This window comes from Fictibacillus solisalsi (assembly GCF_900103485.1).
GTDB classification, from domain to species: domain Bacteria; phylum Bacillota; class Bacilli; order Bacillales; family Fictibacillaceae; genus Fictibacillus_C; species Fictibacillus_C solisalsi.
Genome location: NZ_FNHW01000001.1, coordinates 1,061,834 through 1,083,776 on the forward strand (window position 1 = coordinate 1,061,834; position 21,943 = coordinate 1,083,776).

19 protein-coding genes are annotated in these 21,943 nt (G+C 46.1%); 18 read left to right on the top strand and 1 reads right to left on the bottom strand.

Going from position 1 to position 21,943, the window contains the following annotated elements; translation table 11 throughout:
* Positions 1 to 21 precede the first annotated feature (21 nt).
* The 12 genes from ymfI (at position 22) to BLT53_RS05585 (ending at position 12,046) form a co-directional block, all read left to right on the top strand.
* Positions 22 to 750, top strand: coding sequence for an elongation factor P 5-aminopentanone reductase (gene ymfI / locus BLT53_RS05530; protein WP_090233343.1), 729 nt, complete (start codon positions 22 to 24; stop codon positions 748 to 750).
* A gap of 79 nt (positions 751 to 829) precedes the next feature.
* The gene (locus BLT53_RS05535; RefSeq protein WP_090233345.1) at positions 830 to 1,081 is read left to right on the top strand and encodes a DUF3243 domain-containing protein; all 252 of its coding nucleotides are present in this window, start codon (positions 830 to 832) and stop codon (positions 1,079 to 1,081) included.
* A gap of 124 nt (positions 1,082 to 1,205) precedes the next feature.
* Positions 1,206 to 1,979 carry a DUF3388 domain-containing protein gene (locus BLT53_RS05540; protein WP_090233346.1) on the top strand — a complete coding sequence of 258 codons (774 nt, stop codon included), beginning with the start codon at positions 1,206 to 1,208 and terminating at the stop codon, positions 1,977 to 1,979.
* Between the two features lie 25 nt (positions 1,980 to 2,004).
* Positions 2,005 to 2,898, top strand: coding sequence for a helix-turn-helix domain-containing protein (locus BLT53_RS05545; protein ID WP_170834244.1), 894 nt, complete (start codon positions 2,005 to 2,007; stop codon positions 2,896 to 2,898).
* Positions 2,899 to 2,945: 47 nt separating this feature from the next.
* Complete coding sequence (gene pgsA, locus BLT53_RS05550) at positions 2,946 to 3,524, top strand: CDP-diacylglycerol--glycerol-3-phosphate 3-phosphatidyltransferase (protein WP_090233349.1); 579 nt, start codon at positions 2,946 to 2,948, stop codon at positions 3,522 to 3,524.
* An 85-nt stretch (positions 3,525 to 3,609) separates the two neighbouring features.
* Entirely contained in the window at positions 3,610 to 4,851 is a 1,242-nt protein-coding gene (locus BLT53_RS05555; protein ID WP_090233350.1) for a competence/damage-inducible protein A, read from the top strand.
* Between the two features lie 123 nt (positions 4,852 to 4,974).
* Entirely contained in the window at positions 4,975 to 6,027 is a 1,053-nt protein-coding gene (gene recA / locus BLT53_RS05560; RefSeq protein ID WP_090233351.1) for a recombinase RecA, read from the top strand.
* Between the two features lie 308 nt (positions 6,028 to 6,335).
* Positions 6,336 to 7,904 carry a ribonuclease Y gene (rny, locus tag BLT53_RS05565; RefSeq protein ID WP_090233353.1) on the top strand — a complete coding sequence of 523 codons (1,569 nt, stop codon included), beginning with the start codon at positions 6,336 to 6,338 and terminating at the stop codon, positions 7,902 to 7,904.
* A gap of 60 nt (positions 7,905 to 7,964) precedes the next feature.
* Positions 7,965 to 8,759 (top strand): TIGR00282 family metallophosphoesterase, encoded by a 795-nt coding sequence (locus BLT53_RS05570; protein WP_090233354.1) that lies wholly within the window; start codon positions 7,965 to 7,967, stop codon positions 8,757 to 8,759.
* A gap of 132 nt (positions 8,760 to 8,891) precedes the next feature.
* Positions 8,892 to 9,152 carry a stage V sporulation protein SpoVS gene (gene spoVS / locus BLT53_RS05575; RefSeq protein WP_010193268.1) on the top strand — a complete coding sequence of 87 codons (261 nt, stop codon included), beginning with the start codon at positions 8,892 to 8,894 and terminating at the stop codon, positions 9,150 to 9,152.
* Positions 9,153 to 9,442: 290 nt separating this feature from the next.
* Complete coding sequence (locus BLT53_RS05580; protein WP_090233355.1) at positions 9,443 to 11,179, top strand: 2-oxoacid:acceptor oxidoreductase subunit alpha; 1,737 nt, start codon at positions 9,443 to 9,445, stop codon at positions 11,177 to 11,179.
* Complete coding sequence (locus BLT53_RS05585; protein WP_090233357.1) at positions 11,180 to 12,046, top strand: 2-oxoacid:ferredoxin oxidoreductase subunit beta; 867 nt, start codon at positions 11,180 to 11,182, stop codon at positions 12,044 to 12,046. It begins immediately after the preceding gene.
* Positions 12,047 to 12,069: 23 nt separating this feature from the next.
* Here BLT53_RS05585 and BLT53_RS05590 read toward each other — a convergent pair whose 3' ends face one another.
* Positions 12,070 to 13,263, bottom strand: a complete 1,194-nt coding sequence (locus BLT53_RS05590; protein WP_090233358.1) for an MFS transporter — start codon at positions 13,261 to 13,263, stop codon at positions 12,070 to 12,072.
* A 187-nt stretch (positions 13,264 to 13,450) separates the two neighbouring features.
* Between BLT53_RS05590 and miaB the strand changes: the two genes are divergently transcribed.
* The 6 genes from miaB (at position 13,451) to miaA (ending at position 21,931) form a co-directional block, all read left to right on the top strand.
* Positions 13,451 to 14,968 (top strand): tRNA (N6-isopentenyl adenosine(37)-C2)-methylthiotransferase MiaB, encoded by a 1,518-nt coding sequence (gene miaB, locus BLT53_RS05595; RefSeq protein WP_244520359.1) that lies wholly within the window; start codon positions 13,451 to 13,453, stop codon positions 14,966 to 14,968.
* A gap of 2 nt (positions 14,969 to 14,970) precedes the next feature.
* Entirely contained in the window at positions 14,971 to 15,402 is a 432-nt protein-coding gene (locus BLT53_RS05600) for a YlbF/YmcA family competence regulator (RefSeq protein WP_090233361.1), read from the top strand.
* Positions 15,403 to 15,621: 219 nt separating this feature from the next.
* Positions 15,622 to 16,194 (top strand): outer spore coat protein CotE, encoded by a 573-nt coding sequence (cotE, locus tag BLT53_RS05605; protein ID WP_090233362.1) that lies wholly within the window; start codon positions 15,622 to 15,624, stop codon positions 16,192 to 16,194.
* A 130-nt stretch (positions 16,195 to 16,324) separates the two neighbouring features.
* Entirely contained in the window at positions 16,325 to 18,904 is a 2,580-nt protein-coding gene (mutS, locus tag BLT53_RS05610; protein ID WP_090233363.1) for a DNA mismatch repair protein MutS, read from the top strand.
* A gap of 13 nt (positions 18,905 to 18,917) precedes the next feature.
* Positions 18,918 to 20,852, top strand: coding sequence for a DNA mismatch repair endonuclease MutL (mutL, locus tag BLT53_RS05615; RefSeq protein ID WP_090233365.1), 1,935 nt, complete (start codon positions 18,918 to 18,920; stop codon positions 20,850 to 20,852).
* Between the two features lie 101 nt (positions 20,853 to 20,953).
* Positions 20,954 to 21,931 (top strand): tRNA (adenosine(37)-N6)-dimethylallyltransferase MiaA, encoded by a 978-nt coding sequence (miaA, locus tag BLT53_RS05620; protein WP_244520465.1) that lies wholly within the window; start codon positions 20,954 to 20,956, stop codon positions 21,929 to 21,931.
* Positions 21,932 to 21,943 lie beyond the last annotated feature (12 nt).

Genomic DNA, 21,943 nt, shown 5'->3' on the forward strand with positions numbered 1-21,943 from the left:
TTTTTAAGCAGGTGAATAAAAATGTCAAAATGGGTTCTTGTGACCGGGGCGAGCGGCGGAATTGGCTCCAGCATTTCCCGCGTGCTGGCAGCGGCTGGCTACTCCCTCATTCTTCATTACAATCAGGGGGCAGAGCAGGCAAAACAGCTTGAAAAAGAGCTTGTTGATCGATACCAGACCGAAATTTTACTACTGCAGGCAGACTTGTCACTGAAGGAAGGCACAGAAAAACTGCTTTCCTCCCTGTTTGTCCCTGTGGGTGCCGTGATCCATAATAGTGCCTCCTCCTATTATGGGCTGCTGACCGATATGGAGCAGGAAACGATGGAAAGGATGATCCACCTTAATCTTACCAGTCCCATTATGATCACGAAGCATGTGCTACCCCAAATGGTCAAAAGAGGAAAAGGGAATATTATCGCTGTTTCATCAGTTTGGGGAGCGGCTGGTGCTTCTTGCGAAGTGCTTTATTCCGCCTTGAAAGGCGGATTGAATACCTTTGTTAAGGCGATGGCTAAAGAAGCCGCCCCAAGCGGTATTCGGGTAAACGGCATTGCACCAGGCGCTGTGGAAACAAAAATGATGAGCGGGTTTTCTGAAGAAGAGCTTCAGAACCTGAACGATGAGATTCCCGCAGGACGTCTCGGAAAACCGGAAGAGATTGCCGAAATCGCTCTGTTTTTACTTTCCGATAAATCCTCCTATATAAATGGCCATGTAATTACCGCGAGCGGTGGGTGGTATAGTTAAAATTTGTCCTTGGGCATGCATAATTCACCTTTCTTCTTGAAATATTAAGGGATGTACCATATTTTAAGGAGGAACAAACATGTCTGTATTAGATAACTTTGGACAATGGAAGAGTTTTCTCTCTGACCGCCTTGAACATGCTCAAGGGCAAGGGATGGATCAATCAACAGTTTCCAACCTCGCTACAGAGATCGGCGGATACCTTGCATCCCATGTTGACCCTAAAAATTCTGAGGAAAAAGTTCTTGCTGATCTTTGGAATGTGGCCAGCGACGAGGAAAAACATGCCATTGCCAACATGATGGTAAAAATGGTTCAGAAGGATAGCTGACTTTAAAGGATGTTAAGAATTTTTCTTAACATCCTTTTATTTTTTCTTTCATAATAATTTGAAATCAGATATTATTAAGTAATGAAGCGGTAATCAATACGGAAAAATGAAAGGGAGTTGAAGAATGGACGAACAGGAATGGTACCTTGAATATGAAATCAATAAAAATCGTCCTGGGCTCCTTGGTGATATATCATCTCTTTTGGGAATGCTTGGAATCAATATCGTGACGATTAATGGCGTGGACAATGGGAGGCGGGGTCTTCTCCTCTTGGTAGACAAACAGGAGAAGGTGGAACGGCTTCGCTCAATCCTTCAATCCATGGATAATATTACGGTTACAAAATTCCGGAAGCCAAAGCTGCGAGACATTTTGGCAGTGCGGCATGGACGATACATACAACGTGATGCGGACGACAAAAAAACATTCCGGTTTGTCAGGGATGAATTGGGCCTGCTTGTCGATTTTTTGGCCGAGCTTTATAAAGTGGAAGGCCACAAGCTGATTGGTATCCGGGGCATGCCGCGCGTAGGCAAAACCGAATCCATTGTTGCGTCAAGTGTTTGTGCGAGCAAAAAATGGGTATTTATATCTTCTACGCTTCTTAAACAAACCATGCGTGTTCAGCTGGCTGACGATGAATACAGTACAAACAATGTTTATATCATTGATGGCATTGTATCGTCACGCCGTTCCAATGAGCGGCACTGGCAGCTTATCCGAGAAATTATGCGCATGCCTACAGCAAAAGTGATTGAGCATCCTGATGTGTTCGTTCAACAAACGGAATACAGCATGGATGATTTTGATTATATTATTGAATTGCGAAACGACCCGAACGAAGCAATCACGTATGAAGTAATCGAAACAGATGTAGGATTTTCCGCATTTGAATGACTTCAATTAGTGGAAGGTGGTAAACTTGACTGAACTAGGAAATTTTTTGCGAGAGAAACGGGAGGAGAAAGGGTTTTCCCTTGAACAGCTCCAAACGGAAACTAAAATTCAAAAACGATACCTGCAGGCCATTGAGGAAGGGCGGTATGAAGTCCTGCCCGGTTCCTTCTATGCCAGGGCGTTTATAAAAAATTACAGCGAAACCGTCGGGTTGGATTATGAAGAAGTTTTCGAGCGGTTTGAATCTGAAATCCCTAAAGCCGAAAAGGAACCGACCGAGTTTATTCCCCGCTCAGAACGAAACAAACAGTCGCTCGATGGCAGTGAATCGGTCTTTAAAACCTGGCTTCCCATAGTGCTGGTTTCTGCTGTTATTCTTGCTGTCCTTGTCGGCGTTTGGGCGTATCTTGCCAATCGTGACTCAGGAGCCAACAGCAATTCGAATGGCTCGAATCCCGCGTCTGTCGAGATCGATAATAGCAAAAACGCAGAAAAAGACAGTGCGGAAAAGGCAAAGGAAGAAAAGAAAGAACCGGTAAAGAAAACACCGGAAAAACCGAAAGAACAAAAGAAACCAGAAAAGAAAGAAGCGGTTCTGGTGAAAAAAGGCACTCAGGGGATTACCACTACATACGAACTCAAGGAAGCGGATGAATTCAAGATTGCCTTTAAAATGAACGGATCTGTATATATGGATGTAAAAGCAGATTCAAAACAACTGGCAAGCAAGATGTTTAAGAAAGGCGAAACCGCCAAGTATGATTTAACCGGTAAAAAAGAGGTTGAACTGAATATCGGAGCCGCCAATTTTGCGAAGTTAACGATTAATGGTAAACCGTTCTCCTACCCGATTCCTACCGAAAAACGAGGGATCCACCAGAGAATTGTCATTAAAAACACGGCTTTCAGCAAACAATAATCTACAGGTAACGCCGTGTACGCGCTGTCAAAATTGGAGGAAAGAAAATGAATTTGCCAAATAAAATTACTATTTCACGTATTTTTTTAATCCCAGTCTTCATGATTGTGCTGCTTGCCGGTTTCGAATGGGGAACCGTCACATGGATTGGCGTGGATCTTCCGGTCACCCACCTGGTGGCTGCCCTGATCTTTATTGTTGCATCCTGTACCGATTGGGTGGACGGCTATTACGCCCGCAAGCTCGGCCTGGTGACCAATTTCGGGAAATTTTTGGATCCGCTGGCGGATAAATTGCTCGTAACTGCCGCGTTTGTGGCCCTTGTCCAGCTTGGTTATGCACCGGCCTGGATGGTCATCATTATCCTCAGCCGCGAATTTGCCGTCACCGGCATCCGTCTCGTTGCAGCGGCTGAAGGTGCAGTCATCGCAGCAAGCCAGATGGGGAAATTGAAGACATGGATTCAGATTATTGCCATATCTGCCTTGCTATTGCACAATATTCCGTTTGCATGGATCGGGGTACCTTTCGCCCAAATCAGCATGTGGGCGGCTACATTGATTACCCTTTATTCAGGGTGGGAATATCTTATTCAAAATAAAGAAGTTATGCTAAAATCAAAATAACAGCATGAACAGGAGAACCATACCATTCTCCTGTTTTTTTATTAGATCGAAAGTTTATTACATATCCATACGGGGGAATACGCCAATGAATGCAGAAATTATTGCTGTCGGAAGCGAGCTTCTTTTAGGACAGATTGCAAACACCAATGCCCAATTTATTTCATCCGAACTGGCTGAGGCCGGAATCAATGTTTTTTACCATTCCGTAGTGGGTGATAATCCGGGTCGTTTGGAAACGGTCATCCAAAACGCCCAGACAAGGTCAAACCTGATCATTTTCACCGGCGGTCTCGGCCCGACAAAAGATGATTTAACCAAAGAAACTATTGCCGCGGTTTTGGGAAAACAATTGGTGTATGATGAGGAAGCAATGGAAGGAATCGAGCTGTATTACAAGAGAACAGGAAGAACGATGACCGAAAATAACAGAAAACAGGCCCTGGTGCTTGAGGGTTCAGCCGTATTGCCCAACAAAAACGGCATGGCGCCGGGCATGGCCCTTGAAGCGGGTGGAATAACGTATATGCTCCTTCCCGGACCGCCGAAGGAAATGCGCCCGATGTTCAGGAATTTCGGTATCACCTATCTCACCGCCAAGCTTCCCGGCGTTGAACCGATCGTATCGAGAGTCCTGCGCTTTTTTGGTATCGGTGAATCGCTCCTTGAAGCCACACTGCAGGACATTATCGATGAGCAGACCAACCCGACCGTAGCGCCGCTCGCCGGCAGTCACGAAGTCACCTTGAGACTTTCCGCCAAATTCAAGGATAAACATATGGCACACGTTCAGCTGGACCTGCTTGAAGAACGCATTAAAGAGCGGGTTGGTGAATTTTTGTACGGCTATGGCGAAACAAGTCTGACAGAAACAACAGCAGAATATTTAAAAAGAAGCAAACTTACCGTCTCTTCTGCTGAGAGCCTTACCGGCGGATGGTTCGGGCAGCAGATGACCGAATTGCCCGGCAGTTCAGCATTCTACAAAGGTTCTGTGGTTTGCTACAGCAATGAGATGAAAGAAAAGCTGCTCGGTGTCAGCCCGGACGTTCTCTCATCCCAGGGAGCCGTTAGCCCTGACACAGCTAAGCAAATGGCGGATAACATCCGCAAGCTGACTGGTTCGGATATCGGCATCAGCTTTACCGGGGTGGCAGGACCGGACAAAAGTGAAGGCAAGGAGCCGGGCACCGTATTTATCGGTTTGTCTGACAAGAACGGCACTGAGGTATTCTCACTCAGCTTATCCGGGTCACGGGCAAGCATAAGGGAGCGGTCGATAAAGCACGGATTGTTCTTTTTATTGTCAAAGGTCAAAAAAGATCAATGAAAAATCGAATAAATGTTCGCAAAAAGATTGGCAAATGAGCAGAAAAGAAGTAAAATAGAACTATAGGAAATGACATCATTTTGTACTTACATGTGCAATGATATAAATTTGAGGAGTGATTACATGAGCGACCGCAAAGCGGCACTTGACATGGCCTTGCGCCAGATCGAAAAGCAATTCGGAAAAGGTTCCATCATGAAACTTGGCGAGCAGGCTGAACAGAGAGTCTCCACCATCTCGAGCGGATCTTTGGCGCTTGATATCGCGCTTGGTGTTGGCGGATATCCACGGGGAAGAATCATTGAAGTTTATGGACCTGAATCTTCCGGTAAAACAACCGTTGCGCTTCATGCGATAGCTGAAGTCCAGAAAAACGGCGGACAAGCCGCTTTTATTGATGCAGAGCATGCCCTTGACCCGGTGTATGCCCAAAAACTTGGCGTGAACATCGACGAGCTTTTGCTGTCACAGCCGGATACAGGCGAACAGGCGCTTGAGATTGCCGAAGCCCTAGTCCGAAGCGGTGCGGTGGATATTCTGATCATTGACTCTGTTGCCGCTCTTGTTCCAAAAGCGGAAATTGAAGGCGAAATGGGAGATTCCCATGTGGGTCTTCAGGCGAGATTGATGTCCCAGGCTTTGCGTAAGCTTTCCGGAGCAATCAGCAAATCCAAAACCATTGCGGTGTTTATCAACCAGATTCGAGAAAAAGTAGGTGTTATGTTCGGAAACCCTGAAACCACTCCGGGTGGACGTGCGCTTAAGTTTTATTCTTCTGTCCGTCTTGAAGTCCGCCGTGCGGAAACGCTCAAGCAGGGAACGGATATGGTAGGGAACAAAACAAGAATCAAAGTGGTTAAAAACAAGGTTGCACCTCCGTTTAAACAGGCAGAGGTGGACATTATGTACGGCGAAGGGATTTCAAGAGAAGGGGAAATCCTTGATATTGGCTCCGATATTGATGTAGTTCAAAAGAGCGGAGCCTGGTACTCCTTTGAAGGAGACCGTCTCGGCCAGGGCAGGGAGAACTCCAAGCAATTCTTAAAGGAAAATGAAGAAGTGGCTGAAGAAATTATCACCCAGATCAGAAGCTATTATCAATTGGGCGGGGAAGTCAATACCGTTGATGCTGCTGCCCGGCCGGAAGAAGAAGAGGAATTTGAGCTAACCGAATAGTACCCAATGGCCGTACATCCTGCATGTACGGCTTTTTTTTGCAGTCTGATAACGACGGTTGTGTGCGGAATTTTAGATTGGAAAGAATTAAAACTTGCCAATTTCATAAGGAAGATTTATTATAGGTGATTTGACATCTCTTGACATAATGGGCTGTAATTTATAAAATGAAGATATACTTTGATTTCACTTGAAATTAAATGATATGAGCTTAAATTGAGAATGGCATGACTAGTGCACAACACTTTGTTACACGAATGATGCTTATGACCCAGTACAAAAAGTAGATAGCAAGAGGAGGTGGAAACATGGAAACAACATTTATTGTCTTCATCTCCAGTTTGCTTGTCTCAGCAGGTGTCGGTGCAGTTGTCGGATATCTTGTTAGGAAAAAGATCGCCGAAGCGAAAATTTCGAGCGCTGAAAATGCTGCAGCCCAAATCGTCGAAGATGCAAAACGAGACGGTGAAGCGAGCAAGAAGGAAGCGCTGCTTGAAGCAAAAGATGAAATCCATAAGCTCAGAACAGAAGCAGAGCGCGAAATTCGAGATCGCAGAAATGAGCTTCAAAGACAAGAACAACGATTGGTTCAAAAAGAAGAGATTCTGGACAGAAAAAGTGAGACTCTTGATAAAAAAGAGGAATCATTGGAGAAACGCGAGGAGTCTCTCACCAAAAAACAACGACAAATTGAAGAGATTGAAAGCAAAGTGGAGGAGTTGCTCAGAGAGCAGCAAAAAGAATTGGAACGCATATCCGGCTTTACGCGTGAAGAAGCAAAGCTGATCATCATGGGAGAAGTGGAAAACGAAGTTTCACACGAAATGGCTATGATGGTGAAAGATATGGAAAACCGCGCCAAGGAAGAAGGAGACAAGAAAGCGAAAGAAATTCTTTCTCTGGCCATCCAACGCTGTGCGGCTGACCACGTTGCTGAAACGACGGTTTCCGTCGTTAACCTGCCAAATGATGAGATGAAGGGACGGATTATCGGGCGTGAAGGACGAAACATCCGAACACTGGAAACGCTCACAGGCATTGATTTAATCATCGATGATACACCTGAAGCGGTAATTCTTTCAGGTTTCGACCCGATCCGTCGGGAAATTGCCCGTATGGCGCTTGATAAGCTGGTACAGGATGGAAGGATTCACCCGGCGCGTATTGAAGAAATGGTGGAGAAATCCCGCCGTGAAGTGGATGAATACATCCGGGAGGTTGGTGAACAGACTACATTTGAAGTTGGTGTTCATGGCCTTCACCCAGACTTGATAAAGATTTTAGGCCGATTAAAATATCGTACGAGTTATGGACAGAACGTGTTGAAGCATTCAACGGAAGTGGCTTATCTTACCGGGCTCATGGCTGCAGAAATTGGAGAAGATGTTCATTTGGCACGCCGAGCAGGCTTGCTTCATGACATCGGAAAAGCCATTGACCATGAAGTGGAAGGAAGCCACGTGGACATCGGCGTGGAACTGGCGACAAAGTATAAAGAACATCCAGTGGTGATCAATTCAATTGCATCCCACCATGGAGATACAGAACCAACGTCCATCATTGCGACGCTGGTAGCCGCAGCTGATGCATTATCGGCAGCAAGGCCGGGTGCACGCCGTGAAACGCTTGAAACCTACATTCGCCGTTTGGAAAAGCTCGAAGAGATTTCCGAATCCTTTGACGGCGTGGAAAAATCTTTCGCCATTCAGGCCGGTAGAGAAATCCGAATCATGGTTAAACCTGATTTGATCGATGATGTGGCTTCTTACCGTCTGGCACGCGATATTACGAAAAAAATTGAAAATGAACTGGATTATCCGGGACATATTAAAGTTACAGTCATTCGGGAAACAAGAGCAGTTGAGTACGCAAAATAAAGTGGTGAAAACCACTTTATTTTGTTTTTATGCAGAGTTTGATTGAAAAAGGAGAGCTTGATGAAGATTTTATTTATAGGGGATGTTGTAGGGGCCCCGGGAAGAAAGATGATTGATTCGTACCTGCCGAAGCTGAAGCGCAAGTACCAGCCGCTTGTTACCATTGTAAATGGTGAAAACGCGGCTCACGGCAGAGGAATTACTGGCAAAATCGTAAAAGGAATATTTGAAGCGGGTGCTCAGGCGATTACTCTTGGCAACCATGCGTGGGACAATAAGGAAATCTTTGAGATTATTGATACAACTCCACAGCTTGTCCGTCCGGCCAACTTTCCGAAGGGGGCACCGGGCAGCGGTTCCGCTATTTTAAAGATGAACCAGCTTGAGGTGGGTATTATCAATCTGCAAGGAAGAACTTTCCTGCCACCCCTGGATTGCCCGTTTGAAAAAGCCGAAGAGCTGATACGCGAAATGCGCAAACGGACACCGATTATCTTTGTGGACTTCCATGCAGAGGCAACCAGCGAAAAACAAGCAATGGGATGGTTTTTGGATGGTAAGGTGACGGCGGTTGTAGGAACCCACACACACGTTCAAACCGCCGATCAGCGGATATTGCCGGAAGGAACGGCTTATTTGACGGATGTCGGCATGACCGGCCCCTATGACGGAATCCTTGGAATGGACCGGGAAGCGGTGATAAAAAAGTTTGTTACCAGTTTACCGGTAAGGTTTGAAGTATCTTCCGGACGGGAACAGTTAAGTGGCGTATTAATAGAGTGTGATCCTGCAACTGGAAAAGCTAAAAGTATCAAGACCATTCTTATTAACGATGACCACCCGTTTTTTGAATAAAAGGCGAATCGGCATGCCGTATACACGCTCAGGTTCATTGATCTGAATGAAACTTTTCCATCTGCAGGAATACGGGCTCTTACCAATGAATATAGTAGAATTGGTATCAGATCTCTAAGGAGGTACAAATTAATGGAAATATTAAAAGTTTCAGCAAAATCCAACCCTAATTCTGTAGCTGGTGCGCTTGCCGGAGTCCTTCGTGAACGTGGAGGGGCTGAAATACAGGCAATTGGGGCAGGTGCATTAAACCAAGCCGTTAAGGCAGTAGCCATTGCACGAGGATTTGTAGCACCCAGCGGAGTCGACCTCATTTGTATTCCTGCTTTTACGGATATTCTGATCGATGGAGAGGAACGGACTGCGATCAAGCTGATCGTAGAACCTCGTTAATTGAAAAAAACCATGGACTGGCCTGTTTGCATGAATTCATGTGAACAGGCCATTTTCACGGAAGGCTTATGGATTTATTTCCGAGAATGCTTGCTTTTTTGTGAAGATAGGGCTAGAATTGTAAGCGTTTAGTACATATTTAAACACACAAACTTATACCCATCTCAAGAATCAGCGCGCTTATTTTCGACAGGAAAAGAGCGTATTTTTATACATTGAGATTTATTTTTATTTCTCCAATGAAGCTGTGGATGAGTATACGGATGAAAAGAATAGAAGGGGTGGAGTACATGATTGATCAACTTTCCTGGAAAGTTGGCGGACAGCAAGGGGAAGGAATCGACAGTACCGGTGAAATTTTTGCCATGGCCTTAAACCGGCTTGGATACTATCTATACAGCTACCGGCACTTTTCTTCTCGTATTAAAGGCGGCCATACGAATAATAAAATCCGCGTCAGCACAAAGCAAACCAGATCGATTTCCGATGATCTGGATATTCTTGTCGCATTTGACCAGGAAACGATCGATGTTAATATACATGAAATGCGGGACGGCGGTGTCGTCATTGGTGATGCTAAATTCAACCCGGTCGTACCTGAAGGGTCAAAGGTCAGGCTTTTTTCCGTGCCGTTTACGGAGATTGCCAACGAGCTCGGAACATCGCTCATGAAAAACATGGTAGCCATCGGGGCAACCAGTGCGGTTCTTGATCTTCCCGCTGAGGCGTATACCGAAGTAGTGGAAGAAATCTTTTTGCGAAAAGGCGCTAAAGTCGTGGAAAAGAACATGGAAGCCATCAAAAGAGGTGCGGCTTACTTTACAGAGGCTGCCGGCGGACCTCTTGCAGGCTTCCAGCTGAACAAGGCGGATGGCCAAAAACGGATGTTTATGATTGGCAATGATGCGATCGCTCTTGGTTTTGTCGCAGGTGGCGTGCGTTTCATGTCTGCTTACCCGATTACACCGGCGTCTGAAATTATGGAATACCTGATTAAAAAGCTTCCCCAGTTCGGCGGAACCGTTATCCAGACAGAGGATGAGATTGCGGCGGCCACTATGGCAATCGGTGCGAACTATGCTGGTGTTCGTACGGTTACTTCTTCTGCAGGACCGGGTTTGTCCCTGATGATGGAATCCATCGGCCTTGCAGGCATGACCGAAACGCCGCTAGTGATCGTCGATACGCAGCGCGGGGGCCCGAGTACAGGACTTCCTACCAAACAGGAACAATCGGACTTGATGGCCATGATTTATGGCACCCATGGAGAAATTCCAAAGGTCGTTATGGCGCCAAGCACGGCAGAGGAAGCCTTTTATGATGCGGTGGAAGCCCTGAATATTGCCGAAGAATATCAATGTCCTGTAATTCTTTTGACCGATCTTCAACTTTCTCTCGGCAAGCAGTCGGTTGAACCGCTTGATTTTGGAAAAGTTGAGATCCGCCGAGGCACGTTAGACTTGAACGCTGAGCTGCCAGAAGTGGAAGGCGGTTATTTTAAACGATATGAAGTAACAGAATCAGGCGTTTCCCCTCGTGTCATTCCTGGGATGAAAAACGGTATTCATCATGTTACCGGGGTAGAGCACGATGAGACGGGCAAGCCTTCCGAAGTGGCAGGCAACCGCCTGAAGCAAATGGACAAACGCTTGAGAAAGCTAAAAAATTTAACATTCAATACACCAGTCGTTAAATACACACCGAACGAGGAAGCAGATTTGCTGCTCGTTGGCTTTAACTCCACCCGGGGTGTGATTGAAGAAATCATTCCTCGTCTGGAAGCAGAAGGACTTAAGGTGAACCATGCGCACCTTCGCCTGATTCATCCGTTCCCGCTTAAAGAAATGAAAGAATTGGTGGATTCAGCGAAAAAAGTAGCGGTTATCGAAAATAACGCAACAGGTCAGCTTGCCAACATTCTCAAGATGAACCTTGGATCACATGAAAAGATTGAAAGCATCTTGAAATATGATGGTAATCCTTTCCTTCCATCGGAAGTTTTCAATAAATGCAAGGAGCTGGTTTAAGTGGCGACGTTTAAAGAATTCAGAAACTCAGTAAAACCGAATTGGTGCCCCGGCTGCGGAGATTTCTCCGTTCAGGCATCCATACAGCGGGCAGCAGCCAACGTCGGTCTTGAACCGGATGATCTCGCTGTCATTTCCGGCATCGGCTGTTCCGGACGTATCTCCGGTTATATCAAATCCTACGGCTTCCACGGCATTCACGGACGCGTGCTGCCGATTGCCCAGGGCGTTAAAATGGCGAATCGTGACCTGACCGTTATTGCTTCCGGTGGGGACGGCGATGGATTTGCCATCGGTATGGGCCATACGGTTCATGCAATTCGCCGAAACATTGATGTCACGTACATCGTAATGGACAATCAAATCTACGGGTTAACCAAAGGACAAACGTCTCCGCGTTCTGCTGAAGGCTTTAAGACAAAAAGTACACCGGAAGGTTCTGTGGAATCAGCCATCGGAATCATGGAGCTTGCCCTTACCGCAGGCGCCACTTTTGTGGCACAGAGCTTTTCCAGTGATTTAAAAGAACTGACTGCGATCATTCAAAAAGGGATCGAGCACAAAGGGTTCTCCCTTATTAATGTGTTCTCGCCTTGCGTGACGTACAATAAAGTGAACACATATGACTGGTTTAAAGAGCACTTAACCAGTCTAGATACGATCGAAGGATATGATTCCTCCAACCGCATGCAGGCGATGCAAACCTTAATGGAGCATGACGGACTGGTTAAGGGGATCATCTATCAAAACACAGAGAAACCATCCTACCAGGATTTGGCTCACGGCTACAGCCAGGATGCACTCGCTCATGCCGACCTCAAAATGGATGAGCAGAAATTCAATGAGCTAGTGGCAGAATTCATGTAAAAAAAAGGCATCCTGAACCATGTTCAGGATGCCTTTTTTTGCTGTGAAAGCGCCAGACGCAGCTTTTTGTTTCTTGCGATGGAAACCATGTTGATCAAGAGAAAGATCATCGTAATGTAAAAGATGTCTTTAATATTATAGGTGGCTGCAATAAAGGTGCCGAGCAGCGGGCCCAGCAGATTTCCGAGAAAGCGGGCCGATGAACTGAGGCCGAAAGCCGTTGCCTGAAGATGAGCGGGCGCGAGTTTTTTTACAAGCACATTTAACGAAGGAATCATCCCCCCGATAAAGAGGCCGAGGAGAAACCTTCCCGCAAGGAGCACCTTGACATCGGTAGCCAGGACTTGCGGCAGAAAAGCGAGGGCGGCCATAATCAGGGAGAAAATGAGCACCTTCCGCTGGCCGATTTTATCGCCGATTCTTCCCAGTATGGGTGAACCAATGAGGTTGGCGATCCCGGTTACCGCGCTGATTAAACCGACAATCAGCGTTAAATGCTGGCCATGGTAAATGGTTCTTGTGTAAAGCGTGATGATCGGCTGAATGCTCATCATGGCAAGCTGGGTAATGGCAGCGGCAATAAAAATAGGAAAAAGCGGTCGCAATGCTTTGTATTCCTTTTTCTGCTTTTGAACCTTTTTCGTCTTCACAGATACATCTTCTTGAATGAGAAACAGAACGACCAGGCCGGCGATCAAAATGAGCCCTCCTGTAACGAAAAAGACGCCTTCAAAGCCGAACACTTCCGATAAAAAGCCACCGATCAAGGGACCGACAAGCGTTCCGACGATCTGGCCGGTTTGCAGGGTGCCCAGCGATTTGCCGGCGTGCTCATCAGGTGTAACGGAGGCCTGAAGGGAGATGCTCATGGAAATAAAACCCGAAAACAATCCGTTAATTAGACGCAGAATCAATAACTGGCCCGGCCCGGTGACGAAGCCCATCAATGCGGTAATGGAACCCATCCCGATCGCAGAGCGGATAAGCATGACTTTTCGCCCGTAGCGGTCGGCGAGTGAGCCCCAGAGCGGCTGAAACAAAAAGGAGGTAATAAACTGGGCTGAAAAAATCCATCCGGTCCAATGCTCCACCTGCTGGAGGTTATGGACGCCAAGCTTTTCAATATACAGGGGTAAAAAGGGAATGATCAGACTCATGCCGGCCGCAATGAGAAAGTTGGCCGGCCAGAGGATCCATAAGGAGCGTTTCCAATACATAAACCATCATCTCTTTCGTTTGCAAAGTATCTGATTCTATTTTACTCCTATTCATTAATAAAGTGAAATATAAGTATAGTTAAATACAGAGCCATTACCATGGCAAACATTCCTTTTGAGCGGGAAGTCTGTTATAATATTGAAGTTATGAAAGAAACGGCCCCAGAACGTTTAGGGAGGAATTGCATTGAATCAACCAGGATCAACACCTGCGAAAGATAAAGAAAAAACGACGAAGGACTATGCCAGCTATTTTCAGACAACCTATCAGCCTCCGTCATTGAAGGACGCGAAAAAACGCGGGAAAGAACAAATTAACATCGTAAAAGATTTTGCCGTCGATGAAGACTTGAAAAAAATTGGTGCCGGCAAAAAATTCTATATCAGAACCTATGGCTGCCAGATGAATGAACATGACACCGAGGTCATGGCTGGCATTCTGTCCGATATGAGCTATGAAGCAACAACAGACATAATGGAAGCAGACTTGATTTTGCTGAATACTTGCGCCATCCGGGAAAATGCGGAAAACAAAGTGTTTGGTGAACTCGGCCACTTAAAACCGATGAAGGTTGAAAATCCCGATCTTTTAATCGGGGTGTGCGGCTGCATGTCCCAAGAAGAATCGGTGGTAAATAAGCTTCTTAAAACGTATGACCAGGTGGACATGATCTTCGGCACCCACAACATCCACAGACTGCCTCAAATCGTAAAAGAAGCCTACTTCTCCAAAGAACGGGTCGTGGAAGTGTGGTCCAAAGAGGGAGATATCGTTGAGAACCTCCCGCGTGTGCGCAAAGGCAACATTAAGGGCTGGGTCAACATCATGTACGGCTGTGACAAGTTCTGTACGTACTGCATCGTTCCGTATACCCGTGGAAAGGAAAGGAGCCGCCGCCCGGAAGATATTATTGAGGAAGTAAGGCACCTGGCCCGCAACGGCTATCAGGAAGTCACTCTGCTCGGGCAGAACGTCAATGCGTATGGCAAAGACTTTGAGGACATGGAATACGGGCTCGGCGATCTTATGGATGAAATTCGTAAAATCGATATCCCGAGAGTCCGGTTTACAACCAGTCATCCCCGTGACTTTGACGACCATTTGATCGAAGTGCTCGCCAAGGGAGGAAACCTTGTGGAGCATATTCACCTGCCGGTCCAGCACGGGAACAGTGACATTTTAAAGCTCATGGCCAGAAAATACACCCGCGAACATTTCCTTGAGCTGGCGGGCAAAATCAAGAAGGCGATCCCGAATGCTTCGTTCACGACAGACATCATTGTCGGGTTTCCAAACGAAACCGAAGAACAGTTCCAGGATACCTTATCTCTTGTAAAAGAAGTGGAATTTGACGCAGCTTATTCGTTCATCTATTCGCCAAGAGAAGGGACACCTGCTGCGAAGATGAAGGATAATGTGCCGCTTGAAGTAAAAAAGGACAGACTGCAGCGGTTAAATGCTGTACTGAACGAAATTTCCCTCCGCAAGAACCAGGCATATCTTGATACCGTTGTCGAGGTGCTCGTTGAAGGGGAAAGCAAGAAGAATCCGGATGTCCTGTCCGGTCATACGGCTTCCAATAAAGTTGTAAACTTCAGAGGGCCGAAGCATTTGATTGGAAAGATTGTCAAAGTTCATATTACAGATGCAAAAACATGGACATTAAGCGGTGATTTAGCAGACGAAAAGGCGGGAGTGGTTTAAGGATGAGCTATACAAAAAGCGATATTCTAGACAAAGCAAAAGAATTGGCCGAAATGATTGCCCAAACCGAAGAAGTGGATTTCTTTAAAAGAGCGGAACAGCAAATTAATGAAAACAGAAATGTATCCACACTGGTTGCCCGTATCAAGCAACTTCAAAAGGAAGCAGTCAACCTTCAGCATTACGGCAAGCATGAAGCACATAAAGAAATGGAAGCCAAAATTGACGCCCTAATGGCGGAAATGGACAGCATTCCGGTTGTTCAGGAATTCAAGCAGTCACAATCGGATGTGAACGATATTTTACAGATGGTGTCTCATACCATTTCCAATACCGTTACCGACGAAATCATTGAATCGACCGGCGGAGACCAGTTAAAAGGAACCACTGGATCAGCTGAAAGCTGTTCAAGCGGCAGCTGCGGCTGCCACTAAGGTGAAAGAGCAGGAGAATCTTACATTCTCCTGCTCTTTTTTTTATGATTTTTTTAATTTCACGTACCGTATTATAAATATAAAAATTTAAAAAACAGGTCACCATCTGGGCATCTTACATAAACTGTATTAACCGGATTTATAAAAAAAATAGTTAGCACACTAGTCATTCGCCCTGCATAGGATGAAATGAAGATTGGAAGAGGAGGGGTTAAGTCTATGGCCAACATAGATCAAGATCTGAATTACAGAGAGATAATCTGCAAAGCTGTATGCGGCAAGGGACGGAAATTCTCTCAGTCGACACATACGATCACTCCGAGTCATAAACCGACGAGCATTCTGGGAAGCTGGATCATCAATCATACCTATAAAGCTACCAGGTCGGCGGATGACAGCGTGACAGTGGAAGGCAGATATGATGTGAACATTTGGTATTCATACAACAATAACACGAAAACGGAAGTATGCACGGAAACCGTGGGCTATAAGGATGAAATTATTCTGAGTACAAAAGATGAACATGCCACGGGCAAGGACCTTGAGGTATCTGCACGCTGCATTCAGGCCCCGAACACGCTCGAATGCACCATTTCGCCGAACGGCAGCCGTATGGTTATTCAGTGTGAACGGGAATTTGTGTGTGATGTGATTGGCGAAACGAAGGTATGTGTTTATGTCAACTCCGATGCCAAGCCGGATGAGTGGGAAGATAAGGATTGGGATTACGGGCTCGACGATGAGGATGTTGAAGATATCGACCAGTTCTTCATGGGCGAACTGGAGGAATAAAAGCACAAGGAAGAAGGAGCCTTCTTCCTTGCTTTTTTATTGTGGGAAAGGATTTGTTTTCTTAAGTCTTCGCAATCGTACTATGCTATAATGAACTATTGAAAAAAGTACTTAGAAGTTAGGTGAAAGCATGGCCCAATATACTCCCATGATGCAGCAGTATTTAAAAATCAAATCGTCGCACCGTGACGCTTTTTTATTTTTCAGGCTCGGCGATTTTTATGAAATGTTTTTTGAGGATGCGGTAAAGGCATCTCAGTTCCTTGAAATTACACTGACAAGCAGAGATGGCGGAACGTCCGACCGCATTCCAATGTGCGGCGTGCCCCACCATTCTGCCGCCAACTATATTAAACAGCTCGTGGAAGCTGGCCATAAAGTGGCCATCTGCGAGCAGGTGGAAGACCCGAAAGCGGCAAAAGGAGTCGTAAAACGGGAAGTGATCCAAATCATTACACCAGGAACGGTCATGGATCACAACCTTCTGAAAGAAACGGAAAATAATTTTATCGCCGCCGTGGCCTGTGGCGAGGAAGAATACAGCATCGTGCTGAATGACTTGTCCACTGGTGAACTGAAAGGGTATCAGTTCAGAGGAGACTCCTCCATGCTGCTGCAAGAGGTACAGGCTCTTCATGCACGGGAAGTCATATTGTCTGCTTCGGTTTATGAAGAGATTGCCGAACCGCTCCGGCTTCGTTATCAGATCACAAGCTCCATTCAGGATGAAGGGGAAGTACCAGGTCCCTTTGCGCATTTACTCGCGGAAAATGAAAGTCTGCTTCTGAAGGAAGCATGCGGACGTTTGTTTCACTATTTGCTGCACACCCAAAAACGGGCATTGGATCATATTCAGCCGGTCAGTGTTCAGCATCTCAATGAATACATGAAGCTAGACAGCTTCTCGAAACGAAACCTGGAGCTTGTGGAAACGAACCGGGCAAAAGGCAAGAAAGGTTCTCTGTTATGGCTTCTTGACCGTACAGTAACAGGGATGGGAAGCCGAAGACTAAAGCAATGGATTGAACAGCCTCTGCTTATACCTGAACGGATCAAACAGCGGCTTGGGGTAGTGGAAGAACTGATGCAGGAGTTTTTCGTCCGGCAGGAGCTTCGCGACCAGCTCAAAAAAGTGTATGATCTGGAGCGGCTGGCAGGAAAAGTGTCATTCGGGAACATAACAGCACGCGACCTGATTCAATTAAAGCACACACTCGGAAGCGTGCCGGGAATCAAACAGAGCCTTTCACAGCTGAAAAATCCATACAGCCTCAAGATTTCGGATAAGATGGATGTGCACGAAGATTTATTTGACTATCTTGAGCGTTCGCTGCATGATGATCCCCCTCTTTCGATTAAAGAAGGCGGAATTATTAAAGATGGTTACCATGAAGAACTGGATACATATCGGGATGCCAGTGTGAATGGAAAAGCATGGATCGCTTCCCTTGAACAAAGAGAACGAAATGAAACGGGAATCAAATCTTTAAAGATTGGCTACAACCGCATCTTTGGATATTTTATAGAAATCACCCGGTCCAACTTATCGCTGATCCCGGAAGGCCGCTATGAGCGAAAACAGACGCTTGCCAATGCTGAGCGGTTTGTTACTCCCGATCTTAAAGAAAAAGAGCGTCTTATTCTTGAAGCTGAGGAAAAGATGGTTGCGCTCGAATATGATTTGTTTTTACAGGTAAGAGAACACGTAAAAAGCTATATCCAATCTCTTCAGGAGCTGGCCAAACAGCTTAGTGAAATTGACGTCCTTCAGGCGTTTGCCACAGTCAGTGAGGAGCAGCGTTATGTGAAGCCGGTTATTTCAGATTTAAACCAGGTAGAAATCATCAACGGTCGCCATCCGGTGGTGGAAAAGGTGATGGACGCCCAAGAGTATGTGCCCAATGATATCCGTTTAAACTCCGATCGGTCCATGCTGTTGATAACAGGACCCAACATGGCCGGGAAAAGCACGTACATGAGACAACTGGCATTGACCGCCATTATGATGCAGATCGGCTGCTTTGTACCAGCCGATCAGGCAGAGCTCCCGCTTTTTGACCAAATTTTCACCCGAATTGGAGCGGCGGATGACCTAGTAGGCGGGCAAAGTACATTTATGGTGGAAATGCTTGAAACGCGGTACGCCTTGAAAAAAGCAACGAGCGCAAGCCTCATTCTGCTGGATGAAATCGGAAGAGGAACATCTACCTATGACGGAATGGCTCTGGCTCAGTCCATCGTTGAATACATTCATCACCATATCGGAGCCAAGACGCTCTTTTCCACCCATTATCATGAACTGACCGTACTGGAGTCAGAACTTGATTCATTGAAAAACGTGTATGTGTCGGCGATTGAGGAGCAAGGGAAATTGGTGTTCCTTCATAAAGTTATTGATGGACAAGCCGACAAAAGCTTTGGTATTCATGTTGCACAGCTGGCAGAATTGCCAACAGGTGTCATCGAACGGGCGAAGGAAATCTTGCTGGAATTCGAATCCTTCGACCATTCGCCTAAAAAAGCAGTGAAAGAGGTTGAAAAGGCAGCTGAAGAGGACACCCAGTTAAGCCTGTTTGCCGATGAAACCCGCACCAACAAAAAAAGGGAAACTTCAGTGGTGGAGCAAGAGCTGAAAACTCTGAATCTCTTGGAGATGACACCTCTCGATGCGATGAATGCATTGTTTAAACTGCAAAAGAAAGTGAAATAAAGGAGACGATCAAGTGGGAAAAATTATCCAACTGGACGATCACCTATCCAATAAAATTGCGGCAGGTGAGGTCGTTGAGCGTCCTGCATCTGTCGTGAAGGAACTTGTGGAAAATTCAATCGATGCCCACTCTACCCGCATTGAAATCGAGCTGGAAGAGGGAGGGCTCACTCTCATTCGGATCATTGACAACGGAGACGGCATTGAACCCGAGGACTGCAAGCTTGCCTTCAGCCGGCACGCCACGAGTAAAATAAAAGAAGAGCAGGACCTGTTTCAGATCCGCACGATGGGCTTTCGCGGAGAGGCGCTGCCTTCTATTGCCTCTGTTTCCCACATGGAAATGAGCACAGGAACAGGAAATGGACCGGGGACAACTCTTGTGCTGGTAAATGGAGAGGTCCAGTCTCATTCTTCCACCAACGCGAGAAAAGGAACAGACATTACCGTCCGCCATTTATTTTATAACACGCCGGCCAGACTGAAACACATGAAGACGATCAATACAGAGCTCGGAAACATTTCTGATGTGATCAACCGGCTTGCGATGGGCCATCCGGACATCTCATTCCGGCTGCGGCATAATGGACGTGATATGTTAAACACGAATGGCAGCGGTAATGTGTTAAATGTCATCGCAGCCGTTTACGGTATGAATGTTGCCAGAAATATGGTCCCTGTGTCCGCCAAATCCCTGGACTATGAAATCGATGGTTATATTGCAAAGCCGGAAATTACGAGAGCTTCAAGAAATTATGTTTCCTTGTTTATGAACGGCAGATATATCAAAAATTATAATGTCCAGCGTGCCATCCAGCAGGCGTATCATACACTCTTGCCGATTGGCAGGCATCCGGTCGTTGCTCTGTCCATCACAATGGATCCGTCCATTATTGATGTAAACGTTCATCCTTCCAAGCTGGAAGCGAGGCTGAGCAAAGAACCGGAGCTCACCGGTCTCATTGAAGAAGAAGTGAGAAACGTACTTCGGTCACTCAGGCTGATTCCCGAACCGGTGAGGATGGAACGGAAACCGCAAAAGGACTATTCAGAACAAGGATCCTTTTCGTTTGAACACCGGTTATCTTCTCCGGAAAACACGAACACCAGCACCAGCACCATTACTGAAGAAGCAGAAGCTCCTGAAAAAGCTCAGGGATGGAACGAAACTCCAAAGGTGCAGGAAGCACCAGCGAGTTTCAGTCCTGTGCAGCCGGCAACAAGCCATGCACCAGACTCCATTGCAGAGGTGGAAAAGTCTTCTGGAGCAGAAATCCTTGAAGAACCGTTGATACTCCAAAAGGCACCATCACTGGAAGCGGAACCTGTGGTAAAGCCACAGGAACAACCGGAGGAAAAGAAGGAAAAAATTCCTGTCATGTATCCGATTGGACAAATGCATGGAACCTATATCATTGCTCAGAATGAAGAAGGCATGTATCTTATCGACCAGCATGCTGCACAGGAACGGATCAAATATGAATTTTTCAGGGAAAAAGTAGGGCAGGTCGGTTCAGAGCTGCAGGAGCTGATGATCCCGCTCACCTTTCAGTTTACAAGCAAGGAAGCACTGACGATCAATGAAAACCTTGAGGCTCTCGAGCATGTGGGGGTTTTTCTAGAACCCTTCGGATCCGGTACATTCATTGTTAAAGCTCACCCTCAATGGTTTCCGTCGGGCTATGAACAGGAAAGCATTGAGGACCTGATCGGTCAGGTATTAAAAGATAAAAAGGCAGATATTAAAAAATTACGTGAAAAAGCGGCGATTATGATGTCCTGTAAAGGATCCATTAAAGCCAATCATCATCTGCGCAATGATGAAATATTCTCGCTGCTTGAGACACTCCGAAAGAGTGAAGATCCTTATACATGTCCACATGGCCGGCCAATCATCGTGCATTTTTCAACCTACGAAATGGAAAAGATGTTCAAACGCGTCATGTAATCCCTAAAACCGGTGCTTCATTTATAAAGGCACCGCCTTTTGGTTTTTTGAGAGTTTTCGTATATGATAGGAAGAAACAAGGTAAAATCAATGAACGATTGATAGGAGTTTTTATGAAAGAACGATTGATTGTAATTGTCGGTCCCACGGCGGTCGGTAAAACAAAAACCGGAATAGAGCTGGCTAAAGCGTTGAACGGTGAGGTAATCAGCGGGGATTCCATGCAGATTTACAGGGGCATGGACATCGGCACAGCGAAAATTTCTAAAGAAGAAATGGAAGGTATTCCGCATCACTTGATTGATATAAAAGATCCATGTGAATCCTTTTCTGCGGCAGAATTTCAGGAACGGGCTAAAACCTGTATCACCGATATCAACAAGCGCGGTAAATTACCCATCATTGTAGGGGGGACCGGGCTGTACATCCGTTCGGTTACCCATAAATATGTGTTTTCAACCGCATCCGGAGATGAACAATACCGCCAAAAGCTTGAGGATCTGCTTTCAGAAAAAGGGCCGGACTGGCTTTACGCCTTTCTGCAGGAAAAAGATCCTGAGAGCGCAATGCGCATCCATCCCAACAATGTGAGAAGGGTGATGCGAGCGCTTGAAATATATCATGTGACAGGGAAAACAATGACAGAGACCCTCAGGGAGCAGGAACAATCACAAGATACACCCTATGACTTAAGATTAATCGGGCTCTCCATGGACCGCAGCCTGCTGTACGAACGCATCAATGATCGTGTCGATCAAATGATGTCACAAGGACTCTTGGAAGAAGCAGAGCGTTTATTTCGGGAAGGAGTCCGGGACTGCCAGTCGGTTCAGGCGATCGGCTATAAAGAGATCTATGAATATCTTGAAGGGCGTATGACGTTAGAAGGAGCCGTGGAACTCCTGAAGCGGAATTCTAGACGATACGCTAAGCGTCAGTATACCTGGTTTAGAAATCAGATGGATATCCAATGGTTTGATATGTCCGCTTTAAACTTTTACGAGAAATTTAATGAAATCAGATTATTTGTAGAAGGAAAAGAAAAGAACTTGTCGAATGACTATTCTAATGGCAAATGAGGAGGACTGTAT